This is a genomic window from Pseudobdellovibrionaceae bacterium, from assembly GCA_023898385.1.
Classification (GTDB): domain Bacteria; phylum Bdellovibrionota; class Bdellovibrionia; order Bdellovibrionales; family UBA1609.
Window position 1 is genome coordinate 1,701,573 of sequence record CP060220.1, and the last position, 25,563, is coordinate 1,727,135.

Consider the following 25,563-nt stretch of genomic DNA (forward strand, 5'->3'; position numbering starts at 1 on the left):
TGAATATTTGAACATCTCACTCTTTTATAATTCGCAGTCTATTACCTGAGGCCATAGTATTTTTCTCTGGCCCTGAGCCCAAACCTCACTCCTTGGCTGGCATGCGGGGGGCTTGTTTTTCGTTTAAGTAGGCACGTAGTATTTTTGCTACTTCCACCGACCGGTCATGACCCTCTGACGCTGACACACCCTCGACTCTCTTGACAACCTGGCCTTCTGCATTGAATTCATCTCCCTTCATTATGAGGGCCCGGTAGCTGTTGAGTTTGGTTCGATACCGATAGTCCAATCCCTTTTTGGTGCTTTTGTCGGCTGTGGCCAGAAGATAGGGCACCAAGATCTTGGGGTCGTTCAGGTGCGGATGCATGGCAATGAGCAATGCCGCCACTCCTGACACAAAAGCCGTGGCTTGAGAAGTACCCGTCATGTAGCCATATTGTCCTCCATGCAAAGTGGAGTAAATCTCATTTCCTGGTGCCGCAATATCTACTGTATGTTTTCCGTAGTTGCTTGTTGGCAACAATTTACTTTGGTTGTCGATGGCCGTCACTGACAAGATATTGGGTAGATCATAGTCCGCAGGATAAAAGGGTTTGTGGTCTGAATTGCTGGCCTCATTTCCAGCAGCGGCCACCACCAACACATTTTGATCAGCGGCTTTTTTAAGGGCCTGGTACTCCATTACGGAAGATGTGAGGCCACCACCTGAATAATTGATGATGTGGGCCCCCATTTTTATAGCATACTCAATGGCCCTCACCGTATTAAACAGCGTTTGCTGACCCATAGCTTTCGGATCATAGTATTTTAAAATCATTAGGCTTACATTGGGCGAAACACCACTAACGCCCACACCATTTCCGCCATCGGCGCCGATAATACCTGCGATATGACTGCCATGGCCGTGATGATCTGTAATATCACTATTGTTAGAGGCGAAGTTCCAACCATGTACATCATCGACAAAACCGTTTTTATCATCGTCAACTCCATTGGTTTCTTTGTTTCGTCCTTTGGAGTCCACGCCAGTTTCTCCTGGGTTCTGCCAAAGGTTTTTTCGTAAGTCCACATGCCATGGATCAATACCCGTATCGATTACAGCCACAACCACCCGACGACTGCCCTGCTGCAACTGCCAAGCTTTGGAAGTCTCAATATCTTTTAGACCCCATTTTAGTGACATGGCAGGATCGCTCTCAATAACTGATACCTGTTTGATTGATGGTTCTTTTTGGATTTTTGGCGACTCTAACTGAACAGGTCGTTCAATCGCCCTTGCAAATACTGATGTGAAAAGAATAAAGATTGTTCCTCCGACGTGCCACCGCAAAACTAAAACTCGCGGCAGGCTTTTCATAAATAGACCTCCTTTTATAGATTGATCATTTTCAATAAACGGGCTGCCGCCTCAAGCTCCCTTCCCGGCTGAGAACTGAGAATTCCAGAGATTTGCCCGGCCCGATCAAAGGCCACTGAAACTCCAAGCTCTCCTCCGATTAAAGAGACCCTCTGCGGCAGCCCCACACGAACATCATAAATAGTTTCAATGAGTTCAGTTCCATGTTGCACTCGCGACTTCGATAGTGTCCGCGACTTTGAACCATCAAGCTTGTACCAATATTCATGCCGAGACTGACTTATCGGGTGGCTATGGCACATTTTCTTTCGATCAACAAAATGGTGATCCGAGCCACCCCTATGATACTCCAACACCTCTCGGCACTGGGTCTTTGGGTCTTGAATCTCGATTAACCGATCATGGACCAAATCATAGGTTAATCTTAATTGAGATTCATCCGCCCGGATCACCTCAGTTAAATTGTTATATAGGTCATATTTGTATTGAGTTGTTTCCATCGAAGAGTCGGTCACGCCCAACAGTAGATCATTCTTATAGGTGAACTTTCTTACCTGTGATTGCCATTGAATTTCCATGACCCTATCCAAGTCAGGGTCACGCAGCATTCGAAAGGTATTGCCCTCGCTGTCTTTAACATTTTTCAAATGACCCTTAGTTGTAAATTGAAACTTAAATTGATTGTTATCTGTGTATAAAAAACCCTGGGCATTGGCTGTCATCACCGCACCATTGACTGGTTTTCCGCACCTGTTAAGTTGGGGCTTTATGTCTGGCGACAGTTCAATATAAGTGTCTAGCCGAGAACACCATCCGAAACCAAACACTCCTACAAATAACGAACGACTTGAGTAAGTGCGTTCTATACCGAAATCAGATGACGACTCAGTAAAACTCCCACTTTGATAGTCGACGGAGGCTTGAGATTGAGTGGCCACTGTTAGAAGAAAGAGGCCAGCAAACGTTCGGATCAGGTTAGGGTTGGGGGAGGAGAGGCATTTGGGGTGTACTAAAAAATTTTTCATAGTACACTCACCCCTATTGCAAGGGCGAGACCAGCTCTTCACTTAAAATTTTGCTTGTAGAGATTTATTGTTTTTTCAGTGCATGTACAAAATTGCGAACTTCAAAAATGTGCACATTTTCAAAAAAAATGTTCAAATGATTATTTGATTTGCCAAAAGCCCACTCAGAGAACACCTGTTTACCAGGTACACAGGTGTCTCATTTTGATACTGCTTTGGTACCAGGTCCTGAACATGGTACCAAAGCATGATGCCCTGTGACCAGGTTCAGGACCTGGTACCCAATCAGGCGGCTCGGTAGCCACCGTATTCGCCCTCGGCTACGGTGAACTTGTTTCGACCTGAGTTTTTCGACTCATATAGGGCCGCATCGGCTCGCTTCATCCATTGGTCTACGGATTCACTGGATTGTAGCTGAGCAACCCCTACAGACACAGTAAATGACAGTTTCTGTCCGTCCTGCACAAACACTTCTCCCCTGACTTTTTCTAGAAGCTGCTGTGCCCGCTTCACGGCATGTTCGACCTTATGATCAGGCAGAATGACGGCAAATTCCTCACCACCGATTCGGGCCACAAAGTCGGCGTCGCGGTGAAAGAGAGCATGTAAAAGCTTAACCAGCTCGACTAAGACAAAGTCACCAATGGCGTGACCATAGGTATCGTTAAATTTTTTGAAGTGATCAATATCCAACATCAACAAGGATACGGAGTTCTGACTCAATTTGTGGAGCTTGTGATGCTGCTGCATCTGCTCGTCAAAACTTTTTCTATTGTAAGCCGACGTTAAATGATCCAAACGCATATTTTGATTGGCTTCAACGAGCTGTTTCTTCACCAATGATAGATTATCTCTAATACCTTTTATCCGCTGCAAACGGCGCTCGTCTTTCTTAGTCTGATACTCAGTATAAAAATCTATAAACAAGCGAGATTGGGTCCGAAGAATGTCAATAGAGTTCGCCTCGACGGCCTCCTTGAGTTGGTCGAGACTGGATTTCACTTCGCTGTCCGCGCTTCTTTCGTAGCTCATATCTTCGCTCAGTTGATCGACAAAGTCCCAGATGATGCTACGAAAATCATCAAAGGTTTTTTGCATGTAGCTGACCTCGTCAATTCGGTAGCTTGAAAAAAACTGACGAAATCGAAAAAGTACTCGCTCAAGATTGGCTTGATTGGGTTTAACCAATTCTTTCGCAAACTCATCAAGAGTCTCGCGCACCTTTCTCACTGGATGCTTATCCACTTCGATAAGGTGTTTATTTAGAATGTCGATGATATAAATCAAAGTAGCGCGCTCTTCATTCATTTCAACACTTACAGGACTGCCCCCCTCTGAGGTCTCGCGCCAGTCAAAATCAAATTGATCTATGAGTTTTTGCATCCACTGTTTCAAAGGGCCCGCCTCCTGATTGTTGCTTCAAATCCCGTATCGGCGCCTCTTTTGAGAAATTCAACTGGACCTTAGGGGCACAACCAGTTCACCCCCCGGCATTGCCTTTACATACCGCATCGAATCGAGAAAAAATCACCGTAATTGATTTCTTAAATGGACAATTGCCAAATCCTATCTAAATTCTATAGCCCCCTTTGTCCGTCGGCTCTAGGGGAAGAGGCTAGACCTCTTTTTGATTTATAAACCAAACTCAGGAGAGTTCATGGGACCGATTAGCCAGTTTATTGAAAGTCACTACCACCATTTTAATGCGGCATCTCTTAAACAAGCCGCTCAAGGCTACAAGGTTCACGTTGAGTCTGGAAAAAAAATGTTTGTGACCCTTGCCGGTGCCATGAGCACGGCCGAGCTCGGCCGAAGTCTGGCCGAGATGATTCGCCAGGGCAAAGTCCATGGTATCTCATGCACAGGAGCGAATCTAGAAGAAGACGTGTTTAATTTAGTGGCCCACTCCCACTACGAACTGATTCCCAACTATCGAAACCTCTCCGACCAAGCCGAATGGGATTTGAATCAACGCCACCTCAATCGCGTGACGGATACTTGCATCCCTGAACACGAAGCTATTCGTCGAATCGAAGGACACATTTTAGAGATGTGGATAGACGCCTCTAACAAGGGCGAAAGCTTTTTTCCGCACCAATATTTTTATAAAGTGCTTCTGGAAGGTAAGCTCAAAGACCAATATGAAATTGACCCTAAAAACAGTTGGCTATTGGCGGCCGCCGAAGCCAATTTGCCTATTTTTGTTCCGGGCTGGGAAGATTCAACTCTAGGAAACATCTTTGCCGCCCGAATAATGGAAGGGCAAATCAAACCCTCTTGCATGAAAACCGGCATAGACTACATGATCGAACTGGCCAAGTGGTACCCTGAAGCCGCTGGCAATAGTGGCATTGGTTTTTTTCAAATCGGTGGCGGAATAGCCGGAGACTTTCCTATTTGCGTAGTTCCTATGCTTGAACAAGATATGGAAGTAAAAACTCCGCGGTGGAGCTACTTCTGCCAAATCAGTGATTCAACCACGAGCTATGGCTCTTATTCTGGCGCCGTACCCAATGAAAAGATCTCCTGGGGCAAACTAGATATGGATACACCGAAGTTTATAGTCGAATCCGACGCATCAATTGTGGCACCACTGGTTTTTGCCTACGTGCTCGGCTGGTAGTAAAAAATCGCTACGGTTCAATGCGAGTCAGGTGGACCTGACTCGCTCCCCGTCGTGCTGATAAAAACAATCTAAGACACCACAGTAAGCATGAGATTTCGAATGTGGGGCTGATCGCGGTGCTCCCAAAGGTATATGCCCTGCCAACTTCCTAGCGCCAGTTTGTTTTGATGGATCGGCACATAAAGACTTGTCGCCGTAATTGATGACTTCATATGTGAAGTTGTATCATCTGGCCCCTCAGTCGTGTGCCGATGCCAATCTTGATCTCGCGGAACAATGCGTTCGATAAATTCCTCAAGGTCGGCCTGCGCTGTTTGATCGGCATTTTCTTGAATGACCAGCGAGGCTGAGGTGTGCTGTACAAAAATGTTTAACAAGCCCGTTTCTGGCAAATCCCCTTTAAGGGCCCCATTCACAATTTCAGTTATATGGTAGAGACCTCGTCCATCCGTCGGTACCTCCACACGCGTTTGAAACACCATAGACACCTCCAAAACCTTGCCAATTCAGGCCTTTAGAACCCTCTCCTACCACGAATGCCCGCTCAAATCCATATCCGCCGGAGAAAGTATCTGGTCTAATTGTCCCTTGCCCCCTGCGGCAATTCATACTAAACGCAGTGGAACCATGATTCAAAAAATTGCTATTCGCCTTCTTTTTCTGGGGGCTGCTTTTGCCATTAGTATCCTTGCTTTTGCTGAAACTCCTCCAGCCGAAATTTCAGGGCGCGACCTCGTCACAGGAAAAGATTTTCACTTTGATATCAAACAAAAACCGACGGCTTTGGTATTTTTGTCGGCCCGCTGCCCTTGTTCAAATAGCCACATTGAGCACATTAATAAATTGGCAAAACAACACCCCTCTGTGCAGTTTGTGGGTGTTCATTCCAATCAAAATGAGTCCGTCTCTGAATCCCATGCTTATTTTTCAAAATATCACCTATCGTTTCCTGTCATTCATGATAACGATGCCGCTTTAGCCAATGCCGTCGGGGCTTTGAAAACGCCCCACGTGTTTGTGTACGATACGACGTTGACTCTACGGTATCGCGGCGGCGTAACCAGCTCTAGCCAAATGGAGAAGGCAAAAAAACTTCACCTTTCTGATTTTTTATCTGAATTTGAACGTGGTTCAGCAACTTTGCTCACCGAAGTTCGATCGTTGGGCTGTTATATCAAAAGAAAGTAGGTCAAAATATGAAGGGGTTTTTCGTACTGATCGGAATACTTGCGCTTGCTATTAGCGGCTGCCAGGCAAAAGCACCAGTTCAACCCACAAAAACACCGATTTCTGTGAACCAAACATGCGCTTTGTTTTTTTCAAACTCAGGTTTGTGTGCTGAACTCACCTGGATTGAAAAACCACAGGGGCCGACCAAAGCCACTTTCGAAATTCGCTTTTTTCAGTCGAGCGATCCTCAACAATTGACCACTTCAATCAACTACAACGTAAATGTTGAATTCCTTATGCCTTCCATGGGGCATGGGTTAGGATCTAGGCCCTTTACAATGACTGAAACATCTCCTGGCCTATTCACTGTCACTGATGTTTACTTTTCCATGCCCGGCGACTGGGAAATCACCATTTTATTGATTTCAAACGAACAACAGATTGTAGATCAGTCTACCTATGCGTTTATTCTTTAAGCTTTTACTGATTTTTGCTTCATCCTGTGTGGCAAGCCCTGCATGGTCCGCCTCGTGTTGTGGTGGCGGCACGAGCTTTCCATCCCTTATCAGTGGCGATTTTGAGTGGCAGTTTTCATCATCCCTCTCTTCATCACAGGTGCTTGCAGACTCGAACATCAGCGGAACCACAATTGCCCGTACGGATGATTTTCGTTTGTCATCAAACACTTTGAGCCTAATGGGAAGTTATTTGCTATCGGATCTTTGGCAAGTGGGAATAGTTTTGCCCGTCACTGAAAACTCGTACAAAGCGTCAACTCATAAACACTATTCATTGGGTGACACTGAAGTTTTTCTTGGTTACGAAGCCCTTCCTGAAACGACATTTTCTCTTTGGAAACCGAGAGCCATTGTTTACCTGCGTATGATTTTGCCCACAGGCCTTTCCATTTACGATTCGGTCAACCCCCTTGAACAGCCTGCAACAGGACGAGGATTTTTCACTCCAAGCATGGGGGTTTTTATTTTTAAAACCTGGTCGCACTGGGACCTTCAAGCACTTGCGGCCATTGAGACACCCCTTGAGCAAAGGTTTAATGAAATTCTGTATCGTCCCCAGTGGAATTATCGCGGATTGATCGGCGCCGGCTATAGCTTTGCCAAGGGACTTCGAATCGGAGCAAGTGTGGCCCCTTCCTATGTGGGTGGTGTTGAAGTTCCATCACACCATGCCACTTCTAGCTCTTATTTTGATACATCAATAGTAACAAGCTTTATGCCCAACCCCAGTTGGTTATTTAGCGCGAGTTACACGGATCAGACCCTACTTCCCTCTTGGAACCAACCCCTGAGCCAGACCTTTAGCCTATTCATACAAAGACGAACGATGCTGTAGGCAACATTTTCCCAGTCACGCGCCTAGAACTTTTTTGAAACAAAACTAACTGTGCCCCTCTTGGCGGCTTTATTCGTAAAATAATATAGATGCCAGGTGCTATCTTGAAACGGAATATTTCTATATATGTCCTTTGGATATCTGTGGCTGTTCTTGCCGGAATAGCTTCGCCTGCTTTTGCCCAAAATCAACAACAAAAGGCTGGAGACTCGCTACAGAGTCGTGTGATTTTCTCACCGGGTTTTTTTATTCGCGATGAATATAAGAAAATGTCTGAGACCACGTACCAACAAATCATGATGTGGGATGTACACCTGGGCTATCAGTTTAGCCAACGTTGGTATCTCGGAATGATGTATAGCTACGAGAGAGAGAGGGTGAACGCCGTAGATTACCCCATCGATGATATCTCGACGAAATACGAATACTCTCGAAGCGCCTATGGCGTCAGCGGCGGTTATATTTATTATTCCTACTACACCCGCCTTCACTACCTGTTCAATGCCGAATGGCAAGTGGACGAAAACAACGAGTCACTCACCTATGGTGATGGCTGGGGCATCCAAGCTGATGTAGGAATCAATTTTGAGTTATTTGGTTTTTTTCTGCTCGGGCCAAAACTTTCTTTTAAGCACATGGTGTACACTTCCCTCAAGCAAGCCACGGGCACATCACAACTGAGCCACGATCTTATAAAACAAACTTGGGATCCCTATTTTAACATTTGGGTGGAGTTTTGATGGCGGCTCTAATATCAGGACTCCTATTAGTTTTGATTGTGGGATGTGGACAGTTCCCTACCGATACGGGTCTTCGGGCGTCGAATGCTCTTTGTAGCGGAGTTAACCCCGTAAAACCCCTTCCTGGCCTGCCAACACTTTTGAACAACATTTTTTATCCCATGGCGGGAATCCAAGACCCCAGCGAAGACTGTGACTTCACCTATCGGCGTACCATCACGTTAGATACTGCCACAGATCAAGACGACAAACAGGTGAAAATCATAATTGATAGCTCCAACTTTGATTACGCCAATGCACTCAGTGATGGTGCGGACCTTCGCTTTTTGGATCAGTCGTATAATATCTTCGATCATTGGATCGAAGTTTGGGACACCACGGGTACCTCTATCGTCTGGGTGAGAGTTCCAACGTCTGGCACAGATGAGTTTTTCATGCACTACGGAAACACATCTGCCACCGATGCATCTGATGCAGGTGCCACTTTTAGCTACACCTCAGCCCGCGCCATTTATTGGGAACTGCAAAACAGTGGGACGCACACAAAAAGTATGGCCAGTTATAGCCAAGCCAATACGGTCACGGTGCAAACATCAGGTGGCCCATCCACTGTGGTCATTGGCAAAAACTCTGTGGGTGCCGTGGCCAGCGCCATTCAAGGCGCGATCAGTGTTACTGGCGCCATTTCCGGCCGAGCTTTAGATAGCGGTGGTGGTCGCGATACCATTTCTGCACTCACTTTGCGTGGCCAGATCTTTGGCTATCCCATCTCTCGGGGAACAGATCGCTGGGAAATTCTAAACCCCGGCACCGCAGATGCAAACATCTCGATTACAAATTACAACGGCTCTGGCGGACTTCTTGGCACAACCAACACGGTCATCACCGCAGGGCAATTGTTAGAAGTCGCAGCTGACGTGACCTTCGGAATTTTAGAGAGTGATCAAAATATTCTTGCAGGGTACTCCGTCAATAATGCCACGGACGGAATGACACTGGTACCAGCCTCTACTCAACTCGTAGGGGTTAACTCAAACACGGGATCTCTGGGTGTGACCCAGGACGGGACCACCGGCACTATTTACTATAGCACGGGAGCCATTGTTCCCTTCTCAGGAGATCGCGGTGACAGTATCACAGTCAATGTTGGTACTGCCACTCAGGGGCAGGCGGCAGCAGTGAATATCATTGCCAATCAACCCATTGTGGCCGTCGCCCAGGCCGACTCGGATGGAAGCGACACCTGCAGTTTTTGGCCCCCCTCAGAGTTTAGCCGCGACTATGTGTTACCCGCAGATAGCCAATATATCGCAGCCGCAACTCTCTATGACAGCACCATCACTGTGTATAATGCCGACACCACCGTTTATGGAAGCTGTACGGCCACCTCTGATGGACTCACGCCGCACAAATGTTGGTTTGGGCGCACAGGCTCGGGAATAGAATTCAACGCCGGTACACGAATTTCTTCAGATAAACCCTTTTACATTTATTACGAGTACTCCGACCAAGATGAAACAAATATACTTGGTCCCAAGCAGGGGCGGCTTCTTTCAGACATTGAGCCCGTAGCCACTGTGGGGCCCGAGTATGAGGTCTATTAACGAGTCTCTGTCTGTCTGAAGGGGTCCGTGGTACTTGTCGCATTGCATTTAGCCCTTAACAATTCAATTTCCGTTGTCTATAACCGCTGGGCCAGTCCATTTTTGATCGGCACCCAAAGGAGGGTTCCATGGTTCGAAGTCAAGCGTGGTTAAAATTAGATAGCTGCTCGATTGTGACTCATTTAGCAGTCATCGGTCTCGGCGTGGTTTTTGTCAGTGCCCTGGCACAAGTTAAAATATTTCTTCCATGGACTCCCGTGCCCATCACCGGCCAAACTTTTGGGGTTTTGAGCCTTGCCCTCTTGCTGGGGCGAAAAAATGCCCTCATCACAACGGGTCTCTATTTGTTGGCTGGCTTTTTGGGTGCGCCCATATTTGCTGGTGGTGTGGGTGGCTTTTCCGTCGGCCCCACCTTTGGATATTTAGTGGGCATGTTGGCCGCTTCTATTGTTGTGGGAACACTGGCCGACCGCGGATGGAGTTCTCGCTTTAGCACAGCTCTTGTGGCTACTCTGGTAGGGCACCTTTTGATTTTTGGTTTTGGACTTTTGGTGCTAAGCTATTTTGTACCCCGCAGTCATTTGCTTGGTGCGGGTCTATGGCCATTTTTGCCCGGAGCAGGAGTGAAGTCGCTGCTAGCTGCTTTGATTGTTTCTAGATTTCGTTAATCTATTTTCTAGACTGGGTTATTGATTAAATGGCCCAGCTAAAAGGCGTTGTTTGTCTTACCGGCTTGTCTCTGCGTTCAAAACAGTGTTAACTTGAAAGCATATATGGCCATTTCCTTACAAAGTATTTTAGATCAAATAATTAATGGCTCCATATCAATGAGCCAGGTCGACCCAATTACGGATCAAACTCTATTTGACCTTATGGCCAGCTTAAACATCAAAAGTCAGGATCTTCTCATTGTCCTTGAAGAACTTTTAATGAACTCGATGGAGCATGGCAACAGTTCACCTACTTTTTTTTATTCAACGGGCGAGGTGTTGTTTTTCGTCCTACGTGATAAGGGAATGGGCATCCATGAAAATATCCCTCAGAACCCGAGACTGAGTGATACCAAGGGTAAATCTACGACTTCCATTCTAAGACTCGCGTTGGAAGAAGGCATCACTGGCACGGGAACTGTAGGACGAGGTATGGGTCTTTTTTATCTATCAAAATTTGTGTCTGAACATGACGCCGAGGCCATTGTTGCGAGTAACCAAGGGTACATTCACCAAAATCGACATCAGTTTTTAGAACACACGACAGCAAACGATACGGGTGGCACTATCGTTATACTGAAGGTAAAGGCGTCTGAGGTGGGACTGTGAAGATTCGACTGGTTGAAATTGGTGGTGAATTTTGCACGTCTAGACGATCGCCAGCTCTGGAAAAACTCCGAGCTCTGACAAAGGAATGCCTTGATAAAGGAGAGTACCTTGAAATCTTAACCGAAGGAGTAAAGATACTGACACCCTCCTTCATAGACGAATGGATTCCGCCGCTGATCATCGAATATGGGGAAGAAACATATCAAAAATTTATTCGTTTTGAGCCTGCGCTAGAAGGTTATTTAAAAGAGCAGGTTCAAAGAGGTGTCGCTGCCCGATTACCCTAAGTCCCTGAATAGGAATTTGCTCGGCGGCGCAAGGTCTCTATACTTAAAAGTAGTGAATTTGGTTTTGCTCACAGATTTATGGTCCTCTTTCAAGGTCGAAAATTTTAGACGCTAGATTTTTTTACCAGAAACCGGTGCAAGATCTCTGTACTTGAAATTAATGATCTTGGATTTCCCTTCAAAAGCATGGTCCTGCTGCAAGGCTACCCTAAAACCATCAATGGCCTGGATTTCCTGTAAGCCATCCACGTGCATTCGTTTGGCCTTAAACTCTTCGTGCGTTTTGATTTTAGATCTAGCTTCTGCAAAAGACTCTGCTGCTACAAAAAAAATTAGCATGTGATTCATATAGGCCATCACACACATCCTGATCGTAAAAACCACAATGGACTAAATAGAGATTCACTTTTTTCTCTCCTTTCGTGGAGACTTTGCTCCAGTTTTTTTCTTTTTTCGGGGCTTCGGCACAGAGCCAAATCTTAAATCATTTTGCGATATTTTCTCACCGATACTCATGGCTACTTGTTCAAAATCTTCATCCGACGATGGCAGATACAACCACTTGGCCAAAACTTTATGGGGCGATAATTGGGGAAACTCCCGGATCAGCGATTCGTGATGTTCTCGCTCCGTGGGCAGTAAAATGCCTTGCCAGTTTGGGTCCGAATCATTTTCGGCAAGACACATCACGATTTTTCCTCGCAAATAAGCTGAGCGACACCCAAACATATGACGAGCTTCAAAAGTCATGTCATCCTCAAAGGGTTCAAATGCCCATTCTGTGTCAAATTTCTTCGCCAAACAGAAGCTCCCTTCTCGAATCTGAAAAAAACCGAAGGCCAACACCCGTCCGTATTCAAAGGCTCAGTTTTTTGCCTTTAAAAAACACATTGGCTGGCCCCAAAAAACTTCTCTTGTTTCCGTCAATAATCAGGCCATGGCCATCGGCACACGCCACCACCGGATATTTTGAGATCAATGAATACATCAACATGGCCTCGTTCATGCGTTTTGAGTTCACATAGTGCGGATAAAATTCAAAATTAACAAGATTCATCCCTTTCAGATTTTTAAGCCCCACGTCGTTATCATCGACCTCATAGGGGGGAAAGTGCGCCATCTCTATGTTGGGTGTTAAAATAATAGCCCCTGCACTCAGACCAGCTAAAACTCCGCCATTTTGCGCAAAACTTTTGAACCTTTTCAACAGCCCTGTTTTTCGCAAATGTTTTAAAAAATAAAATGTATTGCCACCAGCCAAGTAAATGACGTCACTGGAAAGGGCTTTTTGCAAAGACTGGTCGGTGATCGGCTGATCTGGCGCCAGGTAGTGAAAGTCCGTGGCTCCAAATCCTCGATAGCGCCGCTGAAAACGGCTGTAATAAACTGCGGCGCCCTCATGACAGTAAGGGATATAAGTCATGCGGATTTTTCGCTTTGGACCCACGAGATCCATCAGGCCCTGGTGCAATTGCCGGTTTGCCGCCAATTGCCCGCCTGAATACATTACTAACTTCACCTGATTGGCCACAGTGGATGCCACCCTTTCTGACTCTGGAGGTCCAGTTTCACCTGGTCCTTTATCCTGTTTCCATAATTTTCCCAAGTCAATTCACCGAAAAGAACGGTATGACCGACGAAGCAAAAAAGTTTATCTCCCGCGCGCCCAGGTACTCTCTCCGGCCTGGCGACGACCAGTATTTTAGATATGCCTTTGCCGGCGATCGGACCCACACCTTTACCACCCGATTTGTGAATATATCGATGTCGGGCCTGGCATTTATCACTGATCTAGAACATTCTCCGCAGATGGGAGATCGAATTAAGGTGGAGTTCCCCATCGATACGGGAGAGCATGTGGCTTGGTGGGCTCGAGTCATTCGAATTGAAGAGTACATTGAGAAGAAAAAATTCCCTGACCCTCTGAATGAGGAGCCACCTCAGGTCATCGTGGCCGTTACCTTTGATCACCTGCCCGAGGGTCACCACGAGGCCGTTCGCAAATCGGTAGAACATAAATTTGCGGAGATTTCGCGGCGAGCGCGACAAGAGCGCATGGATCAAGCTTTTGAATATCTCGAAGACAACGGGAAGCAACTTTTTATTATGGTCGCAGCCCTTTTGTTTACAGCCTTCGCCCTTTGGTGGCTGGCTCAGCCCTCAGACAACTATGACCCCTCTATCGGGACACCGTGGGGCGAGCGCTTTAGGAACTCGCCCAGCGACAACAAATAAGCGGCAAAAGTTTTAACCCGCTTTGCTTGTTGGGGCGGCTTTTTTATCTTCGGCCTTTTCAGACACTTTAAATTGCAAAATGATTTCATCTTTAATCACTTTGTCGGCAGCCAGCTTAAAAAAGTTTGCTGAACCATAAGTGATTCCAAATTTTGTACGGTCAAATTTTAATGTTCCCAAGTAGAGAGATCCATTTTTAGCAAATCGAACCACCACGGGTAGGGTTTTGTCTTTTATTGTCATTTGTGCCTGCAAAGTGTTGTCGTTGATTTGCTTTTCAACCACCAGTTTGGCCGTGGGATATTTTTCAACTTCGAAAAAGTCACCGCTTTTTACGTGGTCCATAAATTTCTTTTTCCAGTCTCCGGTAAGATCCATCACGGTAAAAGAAGCCATGTCCATCACAAACTCCCCACCAACGATTTTGCCATCTTTCACTTTACCGGTGGCCGACTTTAAAAAAATATTTCCAGAGTGACCGTCGCCCACTTTTTTTGAGGCTGACCACTTGAAGCTACTTTTTTTAAGATCAAATTCCACAGTCTGCTCGCTGGCAAACACAGTCGACGAAAATAATGCTAAAAATAAAACTGAAACCCATTGAATTTTCATTGAAGCTCTCCTCTTGCTAATTGAGCCATTATTCTACGGCGTAAATGCCCACGCAAATAAAAAAAGTAATAAAGAATTCCCGTAAATGCACCCCCAAGGTGCGCACCATGCCCAATGGGCAACCCGCCTCCTTGCGTCTGCTTAAATAATCCATACAAATCCAAAGCCACAAAGGCCATCGCACCAAAAATGGCTGGCACGGGAATCAACCCAAAAACCAATATGGTCTGGCGAGGAAACACCAGAGAAAACACCAATAACACACCGGCTATGGCGCCGGACGCACCCAGAGCCGGGAGTGCCGGATTGTCTAAAAAGTAGGTGCTCACAAAGCAGTGACTCAAAGAGCTAATGATGCCAGCCAGCAAGTAGAAAAACATAAAAGACCGGCGGCCCATCACCTTTTCCATAATTGTGCCGAAACTCACTAACACAAACATATTCAAAAACAAATGCCAGACCATATTGTGGGAGAACACCGAGGTGATCGCGGTCCACCACAGACCCAATTGAAGGTGGAGTGCGCTGACCAAGAAATTCATTTTCATCAAGTTTTCAGCTCTCGGCGTGGCTGTGGTCGTCCATAAAATAAACACCACAATGTTGATGGCCACAATCAACGGTACCAGCTTAAAGCGACGCTTGGGACGCTGGTGTTCTATGGGCTGTCGGTAAGTTACAATTCTCATATCATTTCCATACTATGGGTTTGGCATTTCGCTTACATTCTTCCACCCGGTCGAGATAATCTTCACGGTCGATGTATTTTCCACCCAGCGCTTCAAGATTCGGTGTGACCATCTGAATGTCCATCCAGCTTAGCCCCTGAGACTGCAAATTGTCTATTATGTGCAACAAACAAATCTTTGAGGCATCTGACTCTGTGTAAAACATGCTTTCACCGCTGAATACACCCGCCACATAAACACCGTACACTCCCCCCACCAATTGATCATCTATCCAAGCTTCCACACTGTGAGCATAGCCGGCTCGATGAAATTCAATATACGCGCGGATCATCGGTTCGGTGATCCAGGTTCCATCTTGCCCAGGCCGATGGGAGTGGGCACACGCTCTAATGACTGACTCAAAAGCCCGATTGGTTGTCACCTTTAGGTTTTGCTTTTTTCGTTTTTTTGCAAGGCTTCTTGGAATTTTCAAATCTGCAAAATCCAAGACTCCCCGTGGGTCGGGACTAAACCATAACAATGGGTATTCTTCATGAGGCCACGGAAAAATCCCAAAACTATAGGCCTCTAACAATATCTCTGTGTCCAGATGGTCCCCGATGGCCACAATGCCGTCTCGATTAGCCAACCGCGGATCCGGAAAATGCCGACGTTTTTCAGAAAATAACTTCATTGGCTGCTGGCTCTACAGTTGTCGCAGTGGCCACAGGGTTTCGCATCGGGCACTCCAAAATAAGTGTATACAAACTGCATCCGGCACTGCGGAGTCTGGGCAAAGCGAACCATCTCTAAAAGTTTTTCGTTTTGGCGTTTCAAACGGGCCTGAAATAAATCCGGCTGCAGGTATTCCTCTGGCAGCTCACCACATACGCTGAGATGCTTTCGGTTATCATCCGTCCGCGCCACCGCACCCCAACGCTCTAAAAGATTCACCGATGTTTCCACGCGAAAATCTCGACTATGATAAAAATGCATTTGCTCTCGCAGATAATCAAGGCCGCCAGCTCTCACCCGATCACCGTGAGTTTCAATGAGCCGATAAATTCGCCGTATGAATTCGGGGTCGGGATTAGCCCACTTTATAAAATCCAGTTGAATTTGCACGTCATCTTGATCGTACATCAAAACGCAACCCGCCGGCTGGCCGTCCCTGCCGGCGCGACCAATTTCTTGATAATAAGCTTCAACGGACCCCGGCACTTCCGCATGCACCACCAAGCGAACATTCGGCTTATCCACGCCAAGGCCAAAAGCGGGAGTAGCCAAAATCAGTGGATTTGCCCCGTCGATGAACTGTTCTTGCGCCTGTTTTCGGCGACGATCAGGCAATTGTCCGTGATAAATGAGAGGCGAAAGTCCCAAGACCGCTAGCGGTTCAGCGATGGCTTCAAGAGAACTAATCAACGAAAAATACACAATGGCGGGACCGGGAAAGTGATGTCTCAGCGCCACAATATTTCGAATTTTTTCATCGCTCCCCACAACGTCGTGGACCTCCACCTCTAGATTTGGGCGCTCCACGCCCGAAACATAAACAGCGGTCTCGTCCGCTGGCAGGTGTAACTGTGTTAAAATATCCGCTTGCACATCTGGCGTCGCCGTGGCCGTCAACGCCAGCGTCGGAGGATCGCCCAGTAATTTTCGAATATCCCCAAGCCTCGTGTAATCGGGCCTAAAATCATGGCCCCACTGAGAAATGCAATGGGCCTCATCCACCGCCAACAGGGAAATCTGATTTTTCAGTAGGGCCGCTCGAAACTCGTCTTTGCGAAATCTCTCAGGAGTGACGTAGACCAGATCATACTGGCTGGCTGCGAGATTGTTATAACGATCTTGACGCTCATCGGCCGACAAAGAGGAGTTGATAAAACAAGCTTTGACCCCCTTCTTTTTAACCGCATCCACCTGGTCTTTCATAAGAGCAATTAATGGGGAGATCACCAGCGTCAAACCCGGTAAAAACTGACTGGGCAGTTGATAACAAAGGCTCTTGCCCTGACCGGTGGGCATGACCACCAGAGCACTGTGTCCTGCCGCAATATGCTCGATCACGGGCTTCTGCACGCCGCGAAATTCATCGAACCCAAAGGTGCTTTTTAGAATGCTATAGATTTGACTCTGCACAACCTTCATTGAGTATCGTTAAGGCGAACAAAATCATAGGATTTTTTCTCCTTTATCGCCGATGGCCAAAATCTTTTTTTTGCACTTCGGCAGTGATCATGTTAGGGAATCGGACTTGGTAAATCATTGAAAATTGGGGCTGTTTGCGGCCTCTACGCACCCCTTAACTTAACAGACGAGGAAAAGCACAAATGGCAAAGACATGGGATCTTGATAAGGTTCGCAATATCGGTATTTCCGCCCATATTGATTCGGGAAAAACCACACTCACTGAGCGTATTTTGTTTTATGCGGGCCGGATTCACGCCATCCATGACGTCCGTGGCAAAGATGGCGTGGGCGCCAAAATGGACTCCATGGAACTTGAAAAAGAGCGTGGAATCACCATCCAATCAGCCGCCACAAACGTCCACTGGAATGACATTGAAATCAATATCATCGATACCCCAGGACACGTGGATTTCACAATCGAAGTGGAGCGATCTCTTCGAGTTCTTGACGGTGCCATTCTCGTCCTTTGCGGTGTGGCTGGCGTGCAATCGCAGTCGATCACTGTGGATCGACAAATGCGCCGGTACAACGTTCCACGCGTGGCTTTCGTGAATAAACTGGATCGGCAAGGGGCCAACCCCTTCCGCGTAATGGAAGCCCTTCGTGATAAACTTCGGCACAACGCCGTTATGGCTCAGATCCCCATCGGCCTTGAAGAGAAACACGAAGGTGTGGTGGATCTTGTGACCATGAAGGCCTACTACTTCAAGGGCGAAAACGGTGAAACCGTTGAAGAAGCTCCAATTCCAGCTGAACTTATGGAGCAGGCCAAGAAGTACCGACACGAACTGATCGGTAAGGCGGCCGACTTTGACGACGATTTGGGTGAAAAATTCCTGATGGAAGAGGAGCCCACTGAGGAAGAATTAAAATCGGCCATTCGAAAGGGTGTAGTTTCCCTTCAATTGACTCCTGTTTTTTGCGGCTCGGCCTACAAAAATCGCGGGGTTCAAAAACTTCTTGATGCCGTTCGTGACTATTTACCAAACCCAAAACAAGTGGAAAACGACGCCCTTGATCAGGACAATAACGAAGAAAAGGTTATCTTAACCACAGATCCTGAGGCCCCACTTGTGGCCCTGGCGTTTAAACTAGATCGTGGCCGTTATGGTCAGCTCACGTATATGAGAATTTACCAAGGTACACTGAAGAAAGGTGAATTCATCTATAACCAAAGCACTGGCGATAAAGTGAAGGTTCCACGAGTGGTTCGTATGCACTCTGAAGAAATGGAAGATATCGAATCCGCCTCTGCCGGTGACATCGTCGCCCTGTTTGGTGTGGATTGCTCTTCCGGTGACACCTTCACAGATGATCGCGTTCACTACACCATGACCTCTATGCACGTTCCGAATGCTGTGATTTCGCTTGCAGTTCGTCCAAAAGACAAAACTCAAGGCGATAACTTTTCTAAAGCTCTGCAGAAGTTTATGAAAGAAGATCCCACCTTCCGAGTGGGTCGTGATGAAGAGTCCAACGAAACTATTATCTCCGGAATGGGAGAGCTTCACCTCGATGTTTATATTGAGCGAATGAAGCGTGAGTTTAAAGTGGATGTCATCGCCGGAGCTCCCCAGGTGGCCTACCGTGAAACCATCGCTGGCACCGGTGAGTTTGACTACACTCACAAAAAACAAACGGGTGGTTCTGGACAGTTTGCGAAAGTTGTTGGAACCATTTCGCCACTTCCTGAAGGCAGCGAAAAAACATTCTTATTTCAAGATAACATTACCGGTGGCCGAATTCCCCGAGAGTACATCCCTGCTTGTAACAAGGGCTTTGAAGAGGCCGTTGAAAAAGGTACGCTCATTGGGTCTCCCATTGTCGGCGTAAAAGTGGATCTGAATGATGGTTCTTATCACGAAGTGGACTCGAGCGAGATGGCCTTTAGAATTTGTGCCATTGCCGCCTTCAGACAGGCCTATGACCGCGCCACACCCACAGCTCTCGAACCCCTGATGCGCCTTGAAACTTCAGCACCTGAAGAATTCCAAGGTAACGTCATGGGTCAGATCAACCAGCGACGGGGTATGATTAACGGTACCACGACCATTGAAGGTTATGTGACCGTTGAAGCTGAAGTGCCGTTATCTGAAATGTTCGGGTATTCAACGGACCTTCGATCGGCCACCCAAGGTAAGGGTGAGTTCACAATGGAATTCTCGCGATACTCTCCCTGTCCACGCAATATTCAAGAAGACCTTGTGAAGAAATATCAAGAAAAGCGTGCTGAAGAAGCAAAGAAGTAACCTCGATGATTCTTTCTGACGTGACCTTAAAAAAGATGCTGGATGCCGGTGATTTAGTGGTGGAGCCCATAAAGGATAACTCCATCCAGCCGGCATCTATCGATTGCCACCTCGGCCGCCACTTTTTGGTGGTTGAGGACCGTCAGATGCACACCATCGACATGGACACCGAGATTATTTATCGCGAAATTGATGAAGAATTCATTACAATTCCGCCCCATTCTTTTTTGCTCGCCACAACAGAGGAATACATCAAACTCCCCGACAACCTGACTGCCTTTGTGGAAGGCCGAAGCTCCATTGGGCGCATCGGTCTATTCATCGAAAATGCGGGGTGGGTCGATCCTGGCTTTGAAGGGCAAATCACTTTAGAATTGTACAATGCCAACTCCCTTCCCATTCGCCTTCAAGCCGGTCGAAGGGTGTGTCAGCTGGTTTTTTGTGCCATGGATCAGGCGGCCTTGAATCCCTACCGGGGCAAGTATCAAGGACAGCGGGGAACCACCGGAAGTCGAGTCTTTAAAGATAATGAAACCTTACCCTAGCCGTTGGTGCGGCGCGCCACACATGCGGTGTGGTAACTCGTACCGCCTATGATATACTGATTGAACATGGACCCCAAGGAACCCCCGTCTCAAATCTTAAAACCCGTTAAATCCAGCCAATGACGCTTTTGATTGTGTACCTTTTTTTGGCCGTGGTTGTTTCGTTTGGATGCTCACTTTTAGAGTCAGTGATTTTATCCGTAACCCCGGCCTATATTGCCGTCAAAGAACGCGAAGGACGTCGCAGCGCTTTGGTGCTGGCGAAGCTTCGGCGCAATATTGACCAGGGCCTGGCGGCCATTCTCACTGTGAACACCATTGCAAACGTGATTGGAGCATCAGGTGTCGGCGCCCAGGTGCTCCGGGTTTACGGCGATGAGCATGTGGCCCTAGCTTCTGGAGTTCTCGCCTTTGTTATTTTGTTTTTTTCTGAAATCATACCAAAAACTATTGGGGCCCTTTATTGGAAACGGTTAGCCCCCTTTTGTGCCTACCTTATTGCGGCGTTGGTAAAACTGACCTACCCCATTGTCATAATGGCTCGCTATGTGAAACACCTCCTTGGTGCTGACAATTTGCCTCAAACTTCAAGAGAGGAAATGATTGAAACGGCTGAGATCGGAGCGAGTGAAGGAGTTATCCGCAGAAAAGAGAGCATGGTTATTCGCAACCTGTTGATGTTGGATAAAATTACTGTTGCTGAAATTATGACCCCACGATCAGTGACGAAGGCCTTTGAGGCCAATCAAACTGTAGAAGCCATCGTGGAAAAAGAAAAACAAATTCGCTTTTCACGATTACCTGTCTTTGAAAAAGATATGGACCATGTTGTGGGCTTAGTTCACCGCTATAAAATACTTGAAGCCATCTCGCACGACTTAGACACCTTGCCCTTAAAAGAGCTCATGTCCCCTATCCACACGGTACCAGAGACAATTTCGGTATCGGCGGCTCTTGATCAATTTATTAAACGAAATGAGCACCTGTTTTTAGTTGTGGATGAATATGGAATCCCTGCTGGGTTAGTGACCCTGGAAGACGCCATTGAAACCCTACTGGGCGTTGAAATTCTTGATGAATTTGATTCTATTGCCGATATGAGGGCCTACGCCAGAGAACAGTGGCAGGCCAAAAAAGAAAAAATGAGAGGCCAAGCTTAATCATGTCGGCGGTGTTTTTATACGTGACTGCACCCCACAAAGACCTTGCCGAACACATAGCCTTGCAGCTGGTGGACGAAGGCTTGGTGGCTTGCGCCAATATTTTTCCTAAAATGATTTCAATCTACCGTTGGAAAGACAAAGTACAAGAAGGAGAGGAAGTGGTCCTCATCCTAAAAACTCGAACCGAGCTTATAGAAAGAACATCGACACGAGTAAAGGAGCTTCACTCGTATGAGTGCCCATGTGTGGTTGCTTTGCCAATTGTTGGCGGCAATGGCGACTTCTTGCAATGGATACAAGAACAGACCGCCTCACCAACGCCGATGAAATAAATCCCACCCTATCCATGAAACCGCACCAAGACCTTTAACAAGGCCACCATTAATAGCGTCAGCACTACAAGTACACCTACCACAAACTGCGGCTTTAATGTTGTCACACTCCTTGCCGCGGCGTCCGTACTGGGCGCCCTGGGAGCGACATCTTGTTGATTTGACTCTTTCATCGTCATCGACCTCCAAAGAGACAGTTTGGGACCACCTTGTCCCTCATTAGTGAAATAAGCATCTCCCATGCCAAACCACCAATGACATTCAGTTTGAATTGAGCTATTTAGAGCTGACATTTCGACACCACTTTCAGGACGCAAAGTGCCAAAATCTAACCAGTTTTCCCTGTGAGGATTCTATGACTCGAGCCGAATTGAACCAAGCCATCTACGAGGCTTCCCATCTCACCGGAGAATTCACTTTGCGCTCTGGCAAAGTTTCAACAGAGTATTTCGACAAATATCGATTTGAGGCGCAGCCATCCATTTTAAAAGCCATTGCCAAGTTGTCAGCCCCAATGGTCCCAGCTGACGCCGACTACCTCGCCGGCCTTGAAATGGGCGGAATTCCCCTGGCCACAGCCCTTTCCCTTGAAACGGGTCGTCCCACTGTTTTTGTACGCAAGGAAGCCAAAACCTATGGGACCTGCCAATTTGCTGAGGGTAATGATATTGCCGGTAAGAAGCTGTTTATTATTGAAGATGTGATCACTACTGGGGGCCAGGTCTTCGAAAGTGCGGCCATGCTTAATAACGCTGGGGCTGAAGTTGTTGGCGTACTCTGTGTGATTTTTAGAGGCGACCAAAGTGTTAAAACTCGATTTGAAAACGAGAACTTACCCCTGCAGCACCTTTTTACCATGGAAGAGTTAAAGGGATCTTGAAGCGCACCTATTTGCCCTTTGGCCATGTTGAGATAAAATCTCTCGCATGGTCGGAATACAAACTTTGGTTTAACAACACAGGGTTCAAATCGGTGACCTATCACCAGGGCCTTCCCTTAGACCACGGATATATTGTCGCAAAAAAATAGTCTACTTTTCGGCGATGATGTAGGCCACCCAAGCCTCACACTCTTCGCCCACACTCACGGGTTTGAATTCACCGTCGCCTTCGCCGTCTTTGTCGGTCCCTTCCCAGTAGACTTGAACCTTTTTGAAGCCCACCTCTTCGAGCAGATCTCGAATCTCTGGGATCGACCACATTCGCCAATCGTAGGTAAAGACCTTCTGTCGTTTTTTCTCGCCCTTCACTTTAAAGTGAATATAAAACATCGCATGATTATTTACCGGGTCGAAACTATCTTGATCCCAAAAATAACTAAATTTATCGTGCTCTGTCTCTTCTTCATTGGGCTCTTGGCACTGACTGCCACCAAAACAATCTAAAAACAACACCCCATCTTTTTTTAATCTGTGGTGGCAACTTTTTAAATAGTCTTTTAACTGCTGTCTTGTTTTAAAAATAAAATAAGAAAAGTTCAGCCCCGCGATGATATCTGCCTTTGGCAGCTCGGGATTTAAGACATTGTCATTGTATATCGTCACGCGCTTTTGTTGGTCTTTATTTAGCTCCGACAAATAATGCTGCTTTCCGTATTCAATGGGCTCAGGGTCTAAATCCACACCGATAGCCTTGTTATCCTTGTGCCTCTTCACCCATGAGCAGGAGTTGGCAAATGTACCACAAAAGTCCTCGCAAAAAACGGTGGCTCGTTTCTTTTTTAATTGCTTGTAGGTGGCCTCAAAGAACTCCACATCTGTATCTGACGACTGTACAGAAGCATGGTAGTAAAAATACTTGTCGAAGGCTTCTTTCTTTTTGTGCTTTGTATGAATGCCGTGAGCTTTGTTCTTACTCATTTCTGATCCTACCTTAGTTGTTTCCATTTTAAGCTTTCCAAATCAAAATTTTATGGGACTTCTTCTAAAGTCTCACGAATTGAAGAAATAATATCGTTCACTTGCGGCACTGAGGCCTCTTCGAGGCTCGCATGCAGACCTATGCCCGGCAAATTCTTACCGGCTACTACTCGAGGTCTCGCATAGAGATCATAAAACAACTCTTGTACCACTCTATAAACCAAGTGTTCGGCAAAATTTGTAACTTCGGTGTCCTCGTTCACGAAAACCACTCGCTTTGTTTTGGTCACAGAGGATTTAATGAGCTGCCAATCATAGGGATAGATTGAACGCAGATCAATGACCTCCACCGATACGCCCTCAGAAGAAAGTATATCTGCCGCCTGATTCGCCATCAAAACATGACGACCGTAAGTGACAACGGTAATGTCTTGGCCCGCCCATGTCACCGCACCTTTACCAATGGGCACTGTGTAGTCTTCTATCTTTGGCCACTTCGGCTTCCACTTACTACGATCACCCACCGGGGCATCAATCATGGCTTTAAGTGTTTTTTCGTCCTCTGGCTCACCGGGGATCAAATCCTCCCCGCGCACTCGCATCAACGCTTTGGGCTTTAAAAACAATACGGGATTGGGGTCTTTAATCGCCGCCAGCAATAGACCATAAGCATCTCTCGGGTTCGAAGGCATGACCACTTTCCATCCTGGAAGCCTTGATGCCCAAGCATCAAAGCTATGGCTATGGTACACCGATCCCCGAATTCCGGCTCCCACGGGAGTCATCACAACCATGGGCAAATGGTAATTGCCATTAGTGACCCAATGGGTGTTCCCGGCAATCTTCAATAAATCAATGGTGTTAAATATGTAATCACAAAACTGAATCTCAGCCACACACCGGTCCCCTGTCATCGCAATGCCGATGGCAGCACCAATTATGCCTCGTTCGTCTAATGGGCTGTTCCACGCTGTTTTTAAGCCCTGAGTGGCGGTGAAAACCCCACCCAGAGGGGCACCCACATCTTCACCAAAAATATCTGTCACACCTAGCTGGCTTTCACCATAATGAAGGGCCATACGAATAGCTTGCGCCATGTTTGCCATTAGAACTCCCTCCAATTTCCATTTTCATTATCTACGTAGCAATGATCCCAAACACTATCGGCCGATGGCGATGGTTCTGTGCGCACAAGTTCTTGCGCCGCCCGAGCCTCTTTTTCAAATGCCTCCCAAGTGGATTGCACATCTTTGGCCGTAATCACACCTGATCGCAACAGTTGTTCTTCAAAATCAAGTAGGCAATCGGGTTCATCAACGCGATTTGCACCTGACGCCGAGGAGTGTCCGTATAACCGAGAAACATGAGCTTCTAGCAACACTGGCTTTCCTGTTTTTCGAATGTACTGCATTTCTTCCTGCAATCGAATGTAAGATTCAACGGGATCATTCCCTTGAATAACAGCTGTTCGAATATTAAAGGCCTTCCCGCGATCAGCAATGCTGTCTTCACCATGTTGACCTTCATAGGACGTAGAAATACCCCACTTGTTATTCTGAACTGTGATCAACATCGGCAATTCGTGGCCCTTTCGGCTAGCCCACACTAGACAAGAAGCAAAATCACCCTCTGCCGTTCCTGCATCGCCACCTGTAATGATGGTGATCCCTTTGGCTTTCTTACGGTGTTGAGCCCAGGCCGTGCCAATGGCAATGCTGTACTGAACCTCAATAGGCGAAGATACGGGAGTGACATTCCATTCAGGAAAGCAATAGTGGTTTGAAAAGTTTCGACCACCCGTTGACGGATCTGTGGAGCGATTCATCATCAATCGAATAGAGTCTACCGACGACATACCCATTGCCACCAAGGTGGGCGTGCATCGGTAATGTAAATGCAAGTAATCGTGATTGTGACCTTGACCCTTGTTAACCAATAAACCCAATGGAACTCCAAAGGCTTCTTCCCCAGGGGCACCAATCCAAAAATAGGACTCCCCACCTTTGTAAATCTTAATCAGTCGCTCTTCGAGAACTCGTGACTTGACCATTAACGAATGTATCTGCCGCAAAAGGTCCTTCGACAGTGCCGAATGGCTGCTACCTTTTTTAGAACCTTTGTTTTTCGATCTTCCTGACTCTGATGAGGATGAAGATGCGTTGGAAGTTAATCTCGCCATAACCCCTCTTATGAACAATCTACAATGATTACTAAGGGGTACTAA

Annotated in this window: 30 protein-coding genes; 15 read left to right on the forward strand and 15 right to left on the reverse strand. The window is 46.8% G+C overall.

Translation table 11 applies throughout. The annotated features are described in order from the left end of the window. Positions 1–85: 85 nt before the first annotated feature. The 3 genes from H6626_07555 to H6626_07565 form a co-directional block, all read right to left on the reverse strand. On the reverse strand, positions 86–1,357 hold the full coding sequence (locus H6626_07555; GenBank protein ID USN46083.1) for a S8 family serine peptidase: 1,272 nt from the start codon (positions 1,355–1,357) through the stop codon (positions 86–88). 14 nt (positions 1,358–1,371) lie between these two features. Beyond that, positions 1,372–2,382: a hypothetical protein gene (locus H6626_07560; protein ID USN46084.1), complete on the reverse strand. Its 1,011-nt coding sequence runs from the start codon at positions 2,380–2,382 to the stop codon at positions 1,372–1,374. Between the two features lie 285 nt (positions 2,383–2,667). Then, a complete protein-coding gene (locus H6626_07565; protein USN46085.1) occupies positions 2,668–3,777 on the reverse strand; it encodes a GGDEF domain-containing protein in 1,110 nt (369 codons plus the stop codon). A gap of 262 nt (positions 3,778–4,039) precedes the next feature. On the opposite strand from H6626_07565, the gene H6626_07570 reads away from it, so the two are divergent. Further along, entirely contained in the window at positions 4,040–5,005 is a 966-nt protein-coding gene (locus H6626_07570) for a deoxyhypusine synthase family protein (GenBank protein ID USN46086.1), read from the forward strand. 71 nt (positions 5,006–5,076) lie between these two features. On the opposite strand, the gene H6626_07575 is transcribed toward H6626_07570, so the two are convergent. Continuing rightward, complete coding sequence (locus tag H6626_07575; GenBank protein ID USN46087.1) at positions 5,077–5,490, reverse strand: YjbQ family protein; 414 nt, start codon at positions 5,488–5,490, stop codon at positions 5,077–5,079. A gap of 145 nt (positions 5,491–5,635) precedes the next feature. On the opposite strand from H6626_07575, the gene H6626_07580 reads away from it, so the two are divergent. From H6626_07580 to H6626_07615, 8 genes are all read left to right on the forward strand, one after another. Further along, positions 5,636–6,196, forward strand: coding sequence for a redoxin domain-containing protein (locus tag H6626_07580; GenBank protein ID USN46088.1), 561 nt, complete (start codon positions 5,636–5,638; stop codon positions 6,194–6,196). 8 nt (positions 6,197–6,204) lie between these two features. Beyond that, complete coding sequence (locus tag H6626_07585) at positions 6,205–6,654, forward strand: FixH family protein (GenBank protein ID USN46089.1); 450 nt, start codon at positions 6,205–6,207, stop codon at positions 6,652–6,654. After that, a complete protein-coding gene (locus H6626_07590) occupies positions 6,638–7,531 on the forward strand; it encodes a hypothetical protein (GenBank protein ID USN46090.1) in 894 nt (297 codons plus the stop codon). The genes H6626_07585 and H6626_07590 overlap by 17 nt, the downstream gene beginning before the upstream one ends. 104 nt (positions 7,532–7,635) lie before the next feature. Continuing rightward, entirely contained in the window at positions 7,636–8,271 is a 636-nt protein-coding gene (locus H6626_07595) for a hypothetical protein (GenBank protein ID USN46091.1), read from the forward strand. Further along, entirely contained in the window at positions 8,271–9,875 is a 1,605-nt protein-coding gene (locus H6626_07600; GenBank protein ID USN46092.1) for a DUF2341 domain-containing protein, read from the forward strand. The genes H6626_07595 and H6626_07600 overlap by 1 nt, the downstream gene beginning before the upstream one ends. Positions 9,876–10,003: 128 nt before the next feature. Beyond that, positions 10,004–10,543, forward strand: coding sequence for a biotin transporter BioY (locus H6626_07605; GenBank protein ID USN46093.1), 540 nt, complete (start codon positions 10,004–10,006; stop codon positions 10,541–10,543). 105 nt (positions 10,544–10,648) lie between these two features. After that, positions 10,649–11,194, forward strand: a complete 546-nt coding sequence (locus tag H6626_07610) for a hypothetical protein (GenBank protein ID USN46094.1) — start codon at positions 10,649–10,651, stop codon at positions 11,192–11,194. Beyond that, positions 11,191–11,481, forward strand: coding sequence for a hypothetical protein (locus H6626_07615; protein ID USN46095.1), 291 nt, complete (start codon positions 11,191–11,193; stop codon positions 11,479–11,481). Before H6626_07610 ends, H6626_07615 begins: the two co-directional genes overlap by 4 nt. Positions 11,482–11,592: 111 nt before the next feature. Here H6626_07615 and H6626_07620 read toward each other — a convergent pair whose 3' ends face one another. From H6626_07620 to H6626_07630, 3 genes are read right to left on the reverse strand one after another with little or no spacing between them, the layout of a single operon-like run. Beyond that, positions 11,593–11,838 (reverse strand): DUF1543 domain-containing protein, encoded by a 246-nt coding sequence (locus H6626_07620; GenBank protein ID USN46096.1) that lies wholly within the window; start codon positions 11,836–11,838, stop codon positions 11,593–11,595. 45 nt (positions 11,839–11,883) lie between these two features. Further along, positions 11,884–12,282: a hypothetical protein gene (locus tag H6626_07625; GenBank protein USN46097.1), complete on the reverse strand. Its 399-nt coding sequence runs from the start codon at positions 12,280–12,282 to the stop codon at positions 11,884–11,886. Between the two features lie 55 nt (positions 12,283–12,337). Continuing rightward, positions 12,338–13,087 (reverse strand): Type 1 glutamine amidotransferase-like domain-containing protein, encoded by a 750-nt coding sequence (locus tag H6626_07630; GenBank protein ID USN46098.1) that lies wholly within the window; start codon positions 13,085–13,087, stop codon positions 12,338–12,340. Positions 13,088–13,110: 23 nt separating this feature from the next. Between H6626_07630 and H6626_07635 the strand changes: the two genes are divergently transcribed. Then, positions 13,111–13,716 carry a PilZ domain-containing protein gene (locus H6626_07635; protein ID USN46099.1) on the forward strand — a complete coding sequence of 202 codons (606 nt, stop codon included), beginning with the start codon at positions 13,111–13,113 and terminating at the stop codon, positions 13,714–13,716. Between the two features lie 12 nt (positions 13,717–13,728). Here the strand turns inward: H6626_07635 and H6626_07640 are convergent, their stop codons facing one another. Genes H6626_07640 through H6626_07655 form a run of 4 tightly spaced genes read right to left on the reverse strand, consistent with a single transcriptional unit; the run spans position 13,729 to position 17,150 of the window. Next, the gene (locus tag H6626_07640; protein USN46100.1) at positions 13,729–14,328 is read right to left on the reverse strand and encodes a YceI family protein; all 600 of its coding nucleotides are present in this window, start codon (positions 14,326–14,328) and stop codon (positions 13,729–13,731) included. Next, a complete protein-coding gene (locus tag H6626_07645; protein USN46101.1) occupies positions 14,325–15,017 on the reverse strand; it encodes a rhomboid family intramembrane serine protease in 693 nt (230 codons plus the stop codon). Before H6626_07645 ends, H6626_07640 begins: the two co-directional genes overlap by 4 nt. Position 15,018: 1 nt before the next feature. Next, positions 15,019–15,690: a leucyl/phenylalanyl-tRNA--protein transferase gene (locus H6626_07650; protein ID USN46102.1), complete on the reverse strand. Its 672-nt coding sequence runs from the start codon at positions 15,688–15,690 to the stop codon at positions 15,019–15,021. Then, on the reverse strand, positions 15,687–17,150 hold the full coding sequence (locus tag H6626_07655; protein ID USN46103.1) for an ATP-dependent DNA helicase RecQ: 1,464 nt from the start codon (positions 17,148–17,150) through the stop codon (positions 15,687–15,689). The genes H6626_07650 and H6626_07655 overlap by 4 nt, the downstream gene beginning before the upstream one ends. Before the next feature lie 182 nt (positions 17,151–17,332). Between H6626_07655 and H6626_07660 the strand changes: the two genes are divergently transcribed. The 4 genes from H6626_07660 to H6626_07675 all read left to right on the forward strand — a co-directional run bounded on the left by H6626_07660 (position 17,333) and on the right by H6626_07675 (position 21,481). Beyond that, the gene (locus tag H6626_07660) at positions 17,333–19,441 is read left to right on the forward strand and encodes an elongation factor G (protein ID USN46104.1); all 2,109 of its coding nucleotides are present in this window, start codon (positions 17,333–17,335) and stop codon (positions 19,439–19,441) included. 5 nt (positions 19,442–19,446) lie between these two features. Continuing rightward, positions 19,447–19,986, forward strand: a complete 540-nt coding sequence (gene dcd / locus H6626_07665; GenBank protein ID USN46105.1) for a dCTP deaminase — start codon at positions 19,447–19,449, stop codon at positions 19,984–19,986. 134 nt (positions 19,987–20,120) lie between these two features. Beyond that, positions 20,121–21,146 carry an HlyC/CorC family transporter gene (locus H6626_07670; protein ID USN46106.1) on the forward strand — a complete coding sequence of 342 codons (1,026 nt, stop codon included), beginning with the start codon at positions 20,121–20,123 and terminating at the stop codon, positions 21,144–21,146. 2 nt (positions 21,147–21,148) lie between these two features. Beyond that, positions 21,149–21,481 (forward strand): divalent-cation tolerance protein CutA, encoded by a 333-nt coding sequence (locus tag H6626_07675; GenBank protein ID USN46107.1) that lies wholly within the window; start codon positions 21,149–21,151, stop codon positions 21,479–21,481. Positions 21,482–21,489: 8 nt separating this feature from the next. Here the strand turns inward: H6626_07675 and H6626_07680 are convergent, their stop codons facing one another. Continuing rightward, positions 21,490–21,654, reverse strand: a complete 165-nt coding sequence (locus H6626_07680; GenBank protein USN46108.1) for a hypothetical protein — start codon at positions 21,652–21,654, stop codon at positions 21,490–21,492. A 182-nt stretch (positions 21,655–21,836) separates the two neighbouring features. On the opposite strand from H6626_07680, the gene pyrE reads away from it, so the two are divergent. Further along, complete coding sequence (gene pyrE / locus H6626_07685) at positions 21,837–22,361, forward strand: orotate phosphoribosyltransferase (protein USN46109.1); 525 nt, start codon at positions 21,837–21,839, stop codon at positions 22,359–22,361. 150 nt (positions 22,362–22,511) lie between these two features. On the opposite strand, the gene H6626_07690 is transcribed toward pyrE, so the two are convergent. The 3 genes from H6626_07690 to H6626_07700 are packed head-to-tail and all read right to left on the reverse strand — an operon-like array spanning position 22,512 to position 25,518. Beyond that, entirely contained in the window at positions 22,512–23,339 is an 828-nt protein-coding gene (locus H6626_07690) for a class I SAM-dependent methyltransferase (GenBank protein USN48978.1), read from the reverse strand. Positions 23,340–23,389: 50 nt separating this feature from the next. Next, positions 23,390–24,445 (reverse strand): alpha-ketoacid dehydrogenase subunit beta, encoded by a 1,056-nt coding sequence (locus H6626_07695; protein USN46110.1) that lies wholly within the window; start codon positions 24,443–24,445, stop codon positions 23,390–23,392. After that, positions 24,445–25,518, reverse strand: a complete 1,074-nt coding sequence (locus H6626_07700; GenBank protein USN46111.1) for a thiamine pyrophosphate-dependent dehydrogenase E1 component subunit alpha — start codon at positions 25,516–25,518, stop codon at positions 24,445–24,447. Before H6626_07700 ends, H6626_07695 begins: the two co-directional genes overlap by 1 nt. Positions 25,519–25,563 lie beyond the last annotated feature (45 nt).

Coding starts and splice junctions, on each gene's coding strand:
- H6626_07555 (USN46083.1), bottom strand. CDS start 1,357: ATGAAAAGCCTGCCGCGAGTTTTAGTTTTGCGGTGGCACGTCGGAGGA.
- H6626_07560 (USN46084.1), bottom strand. CDS start 2,382: ATGAAAAATTTTTTAGTACACCCCAAATGCCTCTCCTCCCCCAACCCT.
- H6626_07570 (USN46086.1), top strand. CDS start 4,040: ATGGGACCGATTAGCCAGTTTATTGAAAGTCACTACCACCATTTTAAT.
- H6626_07575 (USN46087.1), bottom strand. CDS start 5,490: ATGGTGTTTCAAACGCGTGTGGAGGTACCGACGGATGGACGAGGTCTC.
- H6626_07580 (USN46088.1), top strand. CDS start 5,636: ATGATTCAAAAAATTGCTATTCGCCTTCTTTTTCTGGGGGCTGCTTTT.
- H6626_07585 (USN46089.1), top strand. CDS start 6,205: ATGAAGGGGTTTTTCGTACTGATCGGAATACTTGCGCTTGCTATTAGC.
- H6626_07590 (USN46090.1), top strand. CDS start 6,638: ATGCGTTTATTCTTTAAGCTTTTACTGATTTTTGCTTCATCCTGTGTG.
- H6626_07600 (USN46092.1), top strand. CDS start 8,271: ATGGCGGCTCTAATATCAGGACTCCTATTAGTTTTGATTGTGGGATGT.
- H6626_07605 (USN46093.1), top strand. CDS start 10,004: ATGGTTCGAAGTCAAGCGTGGTTAAAATTAGATAGCTGCTCGATTGTG.
- H6626_07610 (USN46094.1), top strand. CDS start 10,649: ATGGCCATTTCCTTACAAAGTATTTTAGATCAAATAATTAATGGCTCC.
- H6626_07620 (USN46096.1), bottom strand. CDS start 11,838: ATGGCCTATATGAATCACATGCTAATTTTTTTTGTAGCAGCAGAGTCT.
- H6626_07635 (USN46099.1), top strand. CDS start 13,111: ATGACCGACGAAGCAAAAAAGTTTATCTCCCGCGCGCCCAGGTACTCT.
- H6626_07640 (USN46100.1), bottom strand. CDS start 14,328: ATGAAAATTCAATGGGTTTCAGTTTTATTTTTAGCATTATTTTCGTCG.
- H6626_07645 (USN46101.1), bottom strand. CDS start 15,017: ATGAGAATTGTAACTTACCGACAGCCCATAGAACACCAGCGTCCCAAG.
- H6626_07650 (USN46102.1), bottom strand. CDS start 15,690: ATGAAGTTATTTTCTGAAAAACGTCGGCATTTTCCGGATCCGCGGTTG.
- H6626_07655 (USN46103.1), bottom strand. CDS start 17,150: ATGAAGGTTGTGCAGAGTCAAATCTATAGCATTCTAAAAAGCACCTTT.
- H6626_07660 (USN46104.1), top strand. CDS start 17,333: ATGGCAAAGACATGGGATCTTGATAAGGTTCGCAATATCGGTATTTCC.
- dcd (USN46105.1), top strand. CDS start 19,447: ATGATTCTTTCTGACGTGACCTTAAAAAAGATGCTGGATGCCGGTGAT.
- H6626_07675 (USN46107.1), top strand. CDS start 21,149: ATGTCGGCGGTGTTTTTATACGTGACTGCACCCCACAAAGACCTTGCC.
- H6626_07680 (USN46108.1), bottom strand. CDS start 21,654: ATGAAAGAGTCAAATCAACAAGATGTCGCTCCCAGGGCGCCCAGTACG.
- pyrE (USN46109.1), top strand. CDS start 21,837: ATGACTCGAGCCGAATTGAACCAAGCCATCTACGAGGCTTCCCATCTC.
- H6626_07690 (USN48978.1), bottom strand. CDS start 23,339: ATGAGTAAGAACAAAGCTCACGGCATTCATACAAAGCACAAAAAGAAA.
- H6626_07695 (USN46110.1), bottom strand. CDS start 24,445: ATGGCAAACATGGCGCAAGCTATTCGTATGGCCCTTCATTATGGTGAA.
- H6626_07700 (USN46111.1), bottom strand. CDS start 25,518: ATGGCGAGATTAACTTCCAACGCATCTTCATCCTCATCAGAGTCAGGA.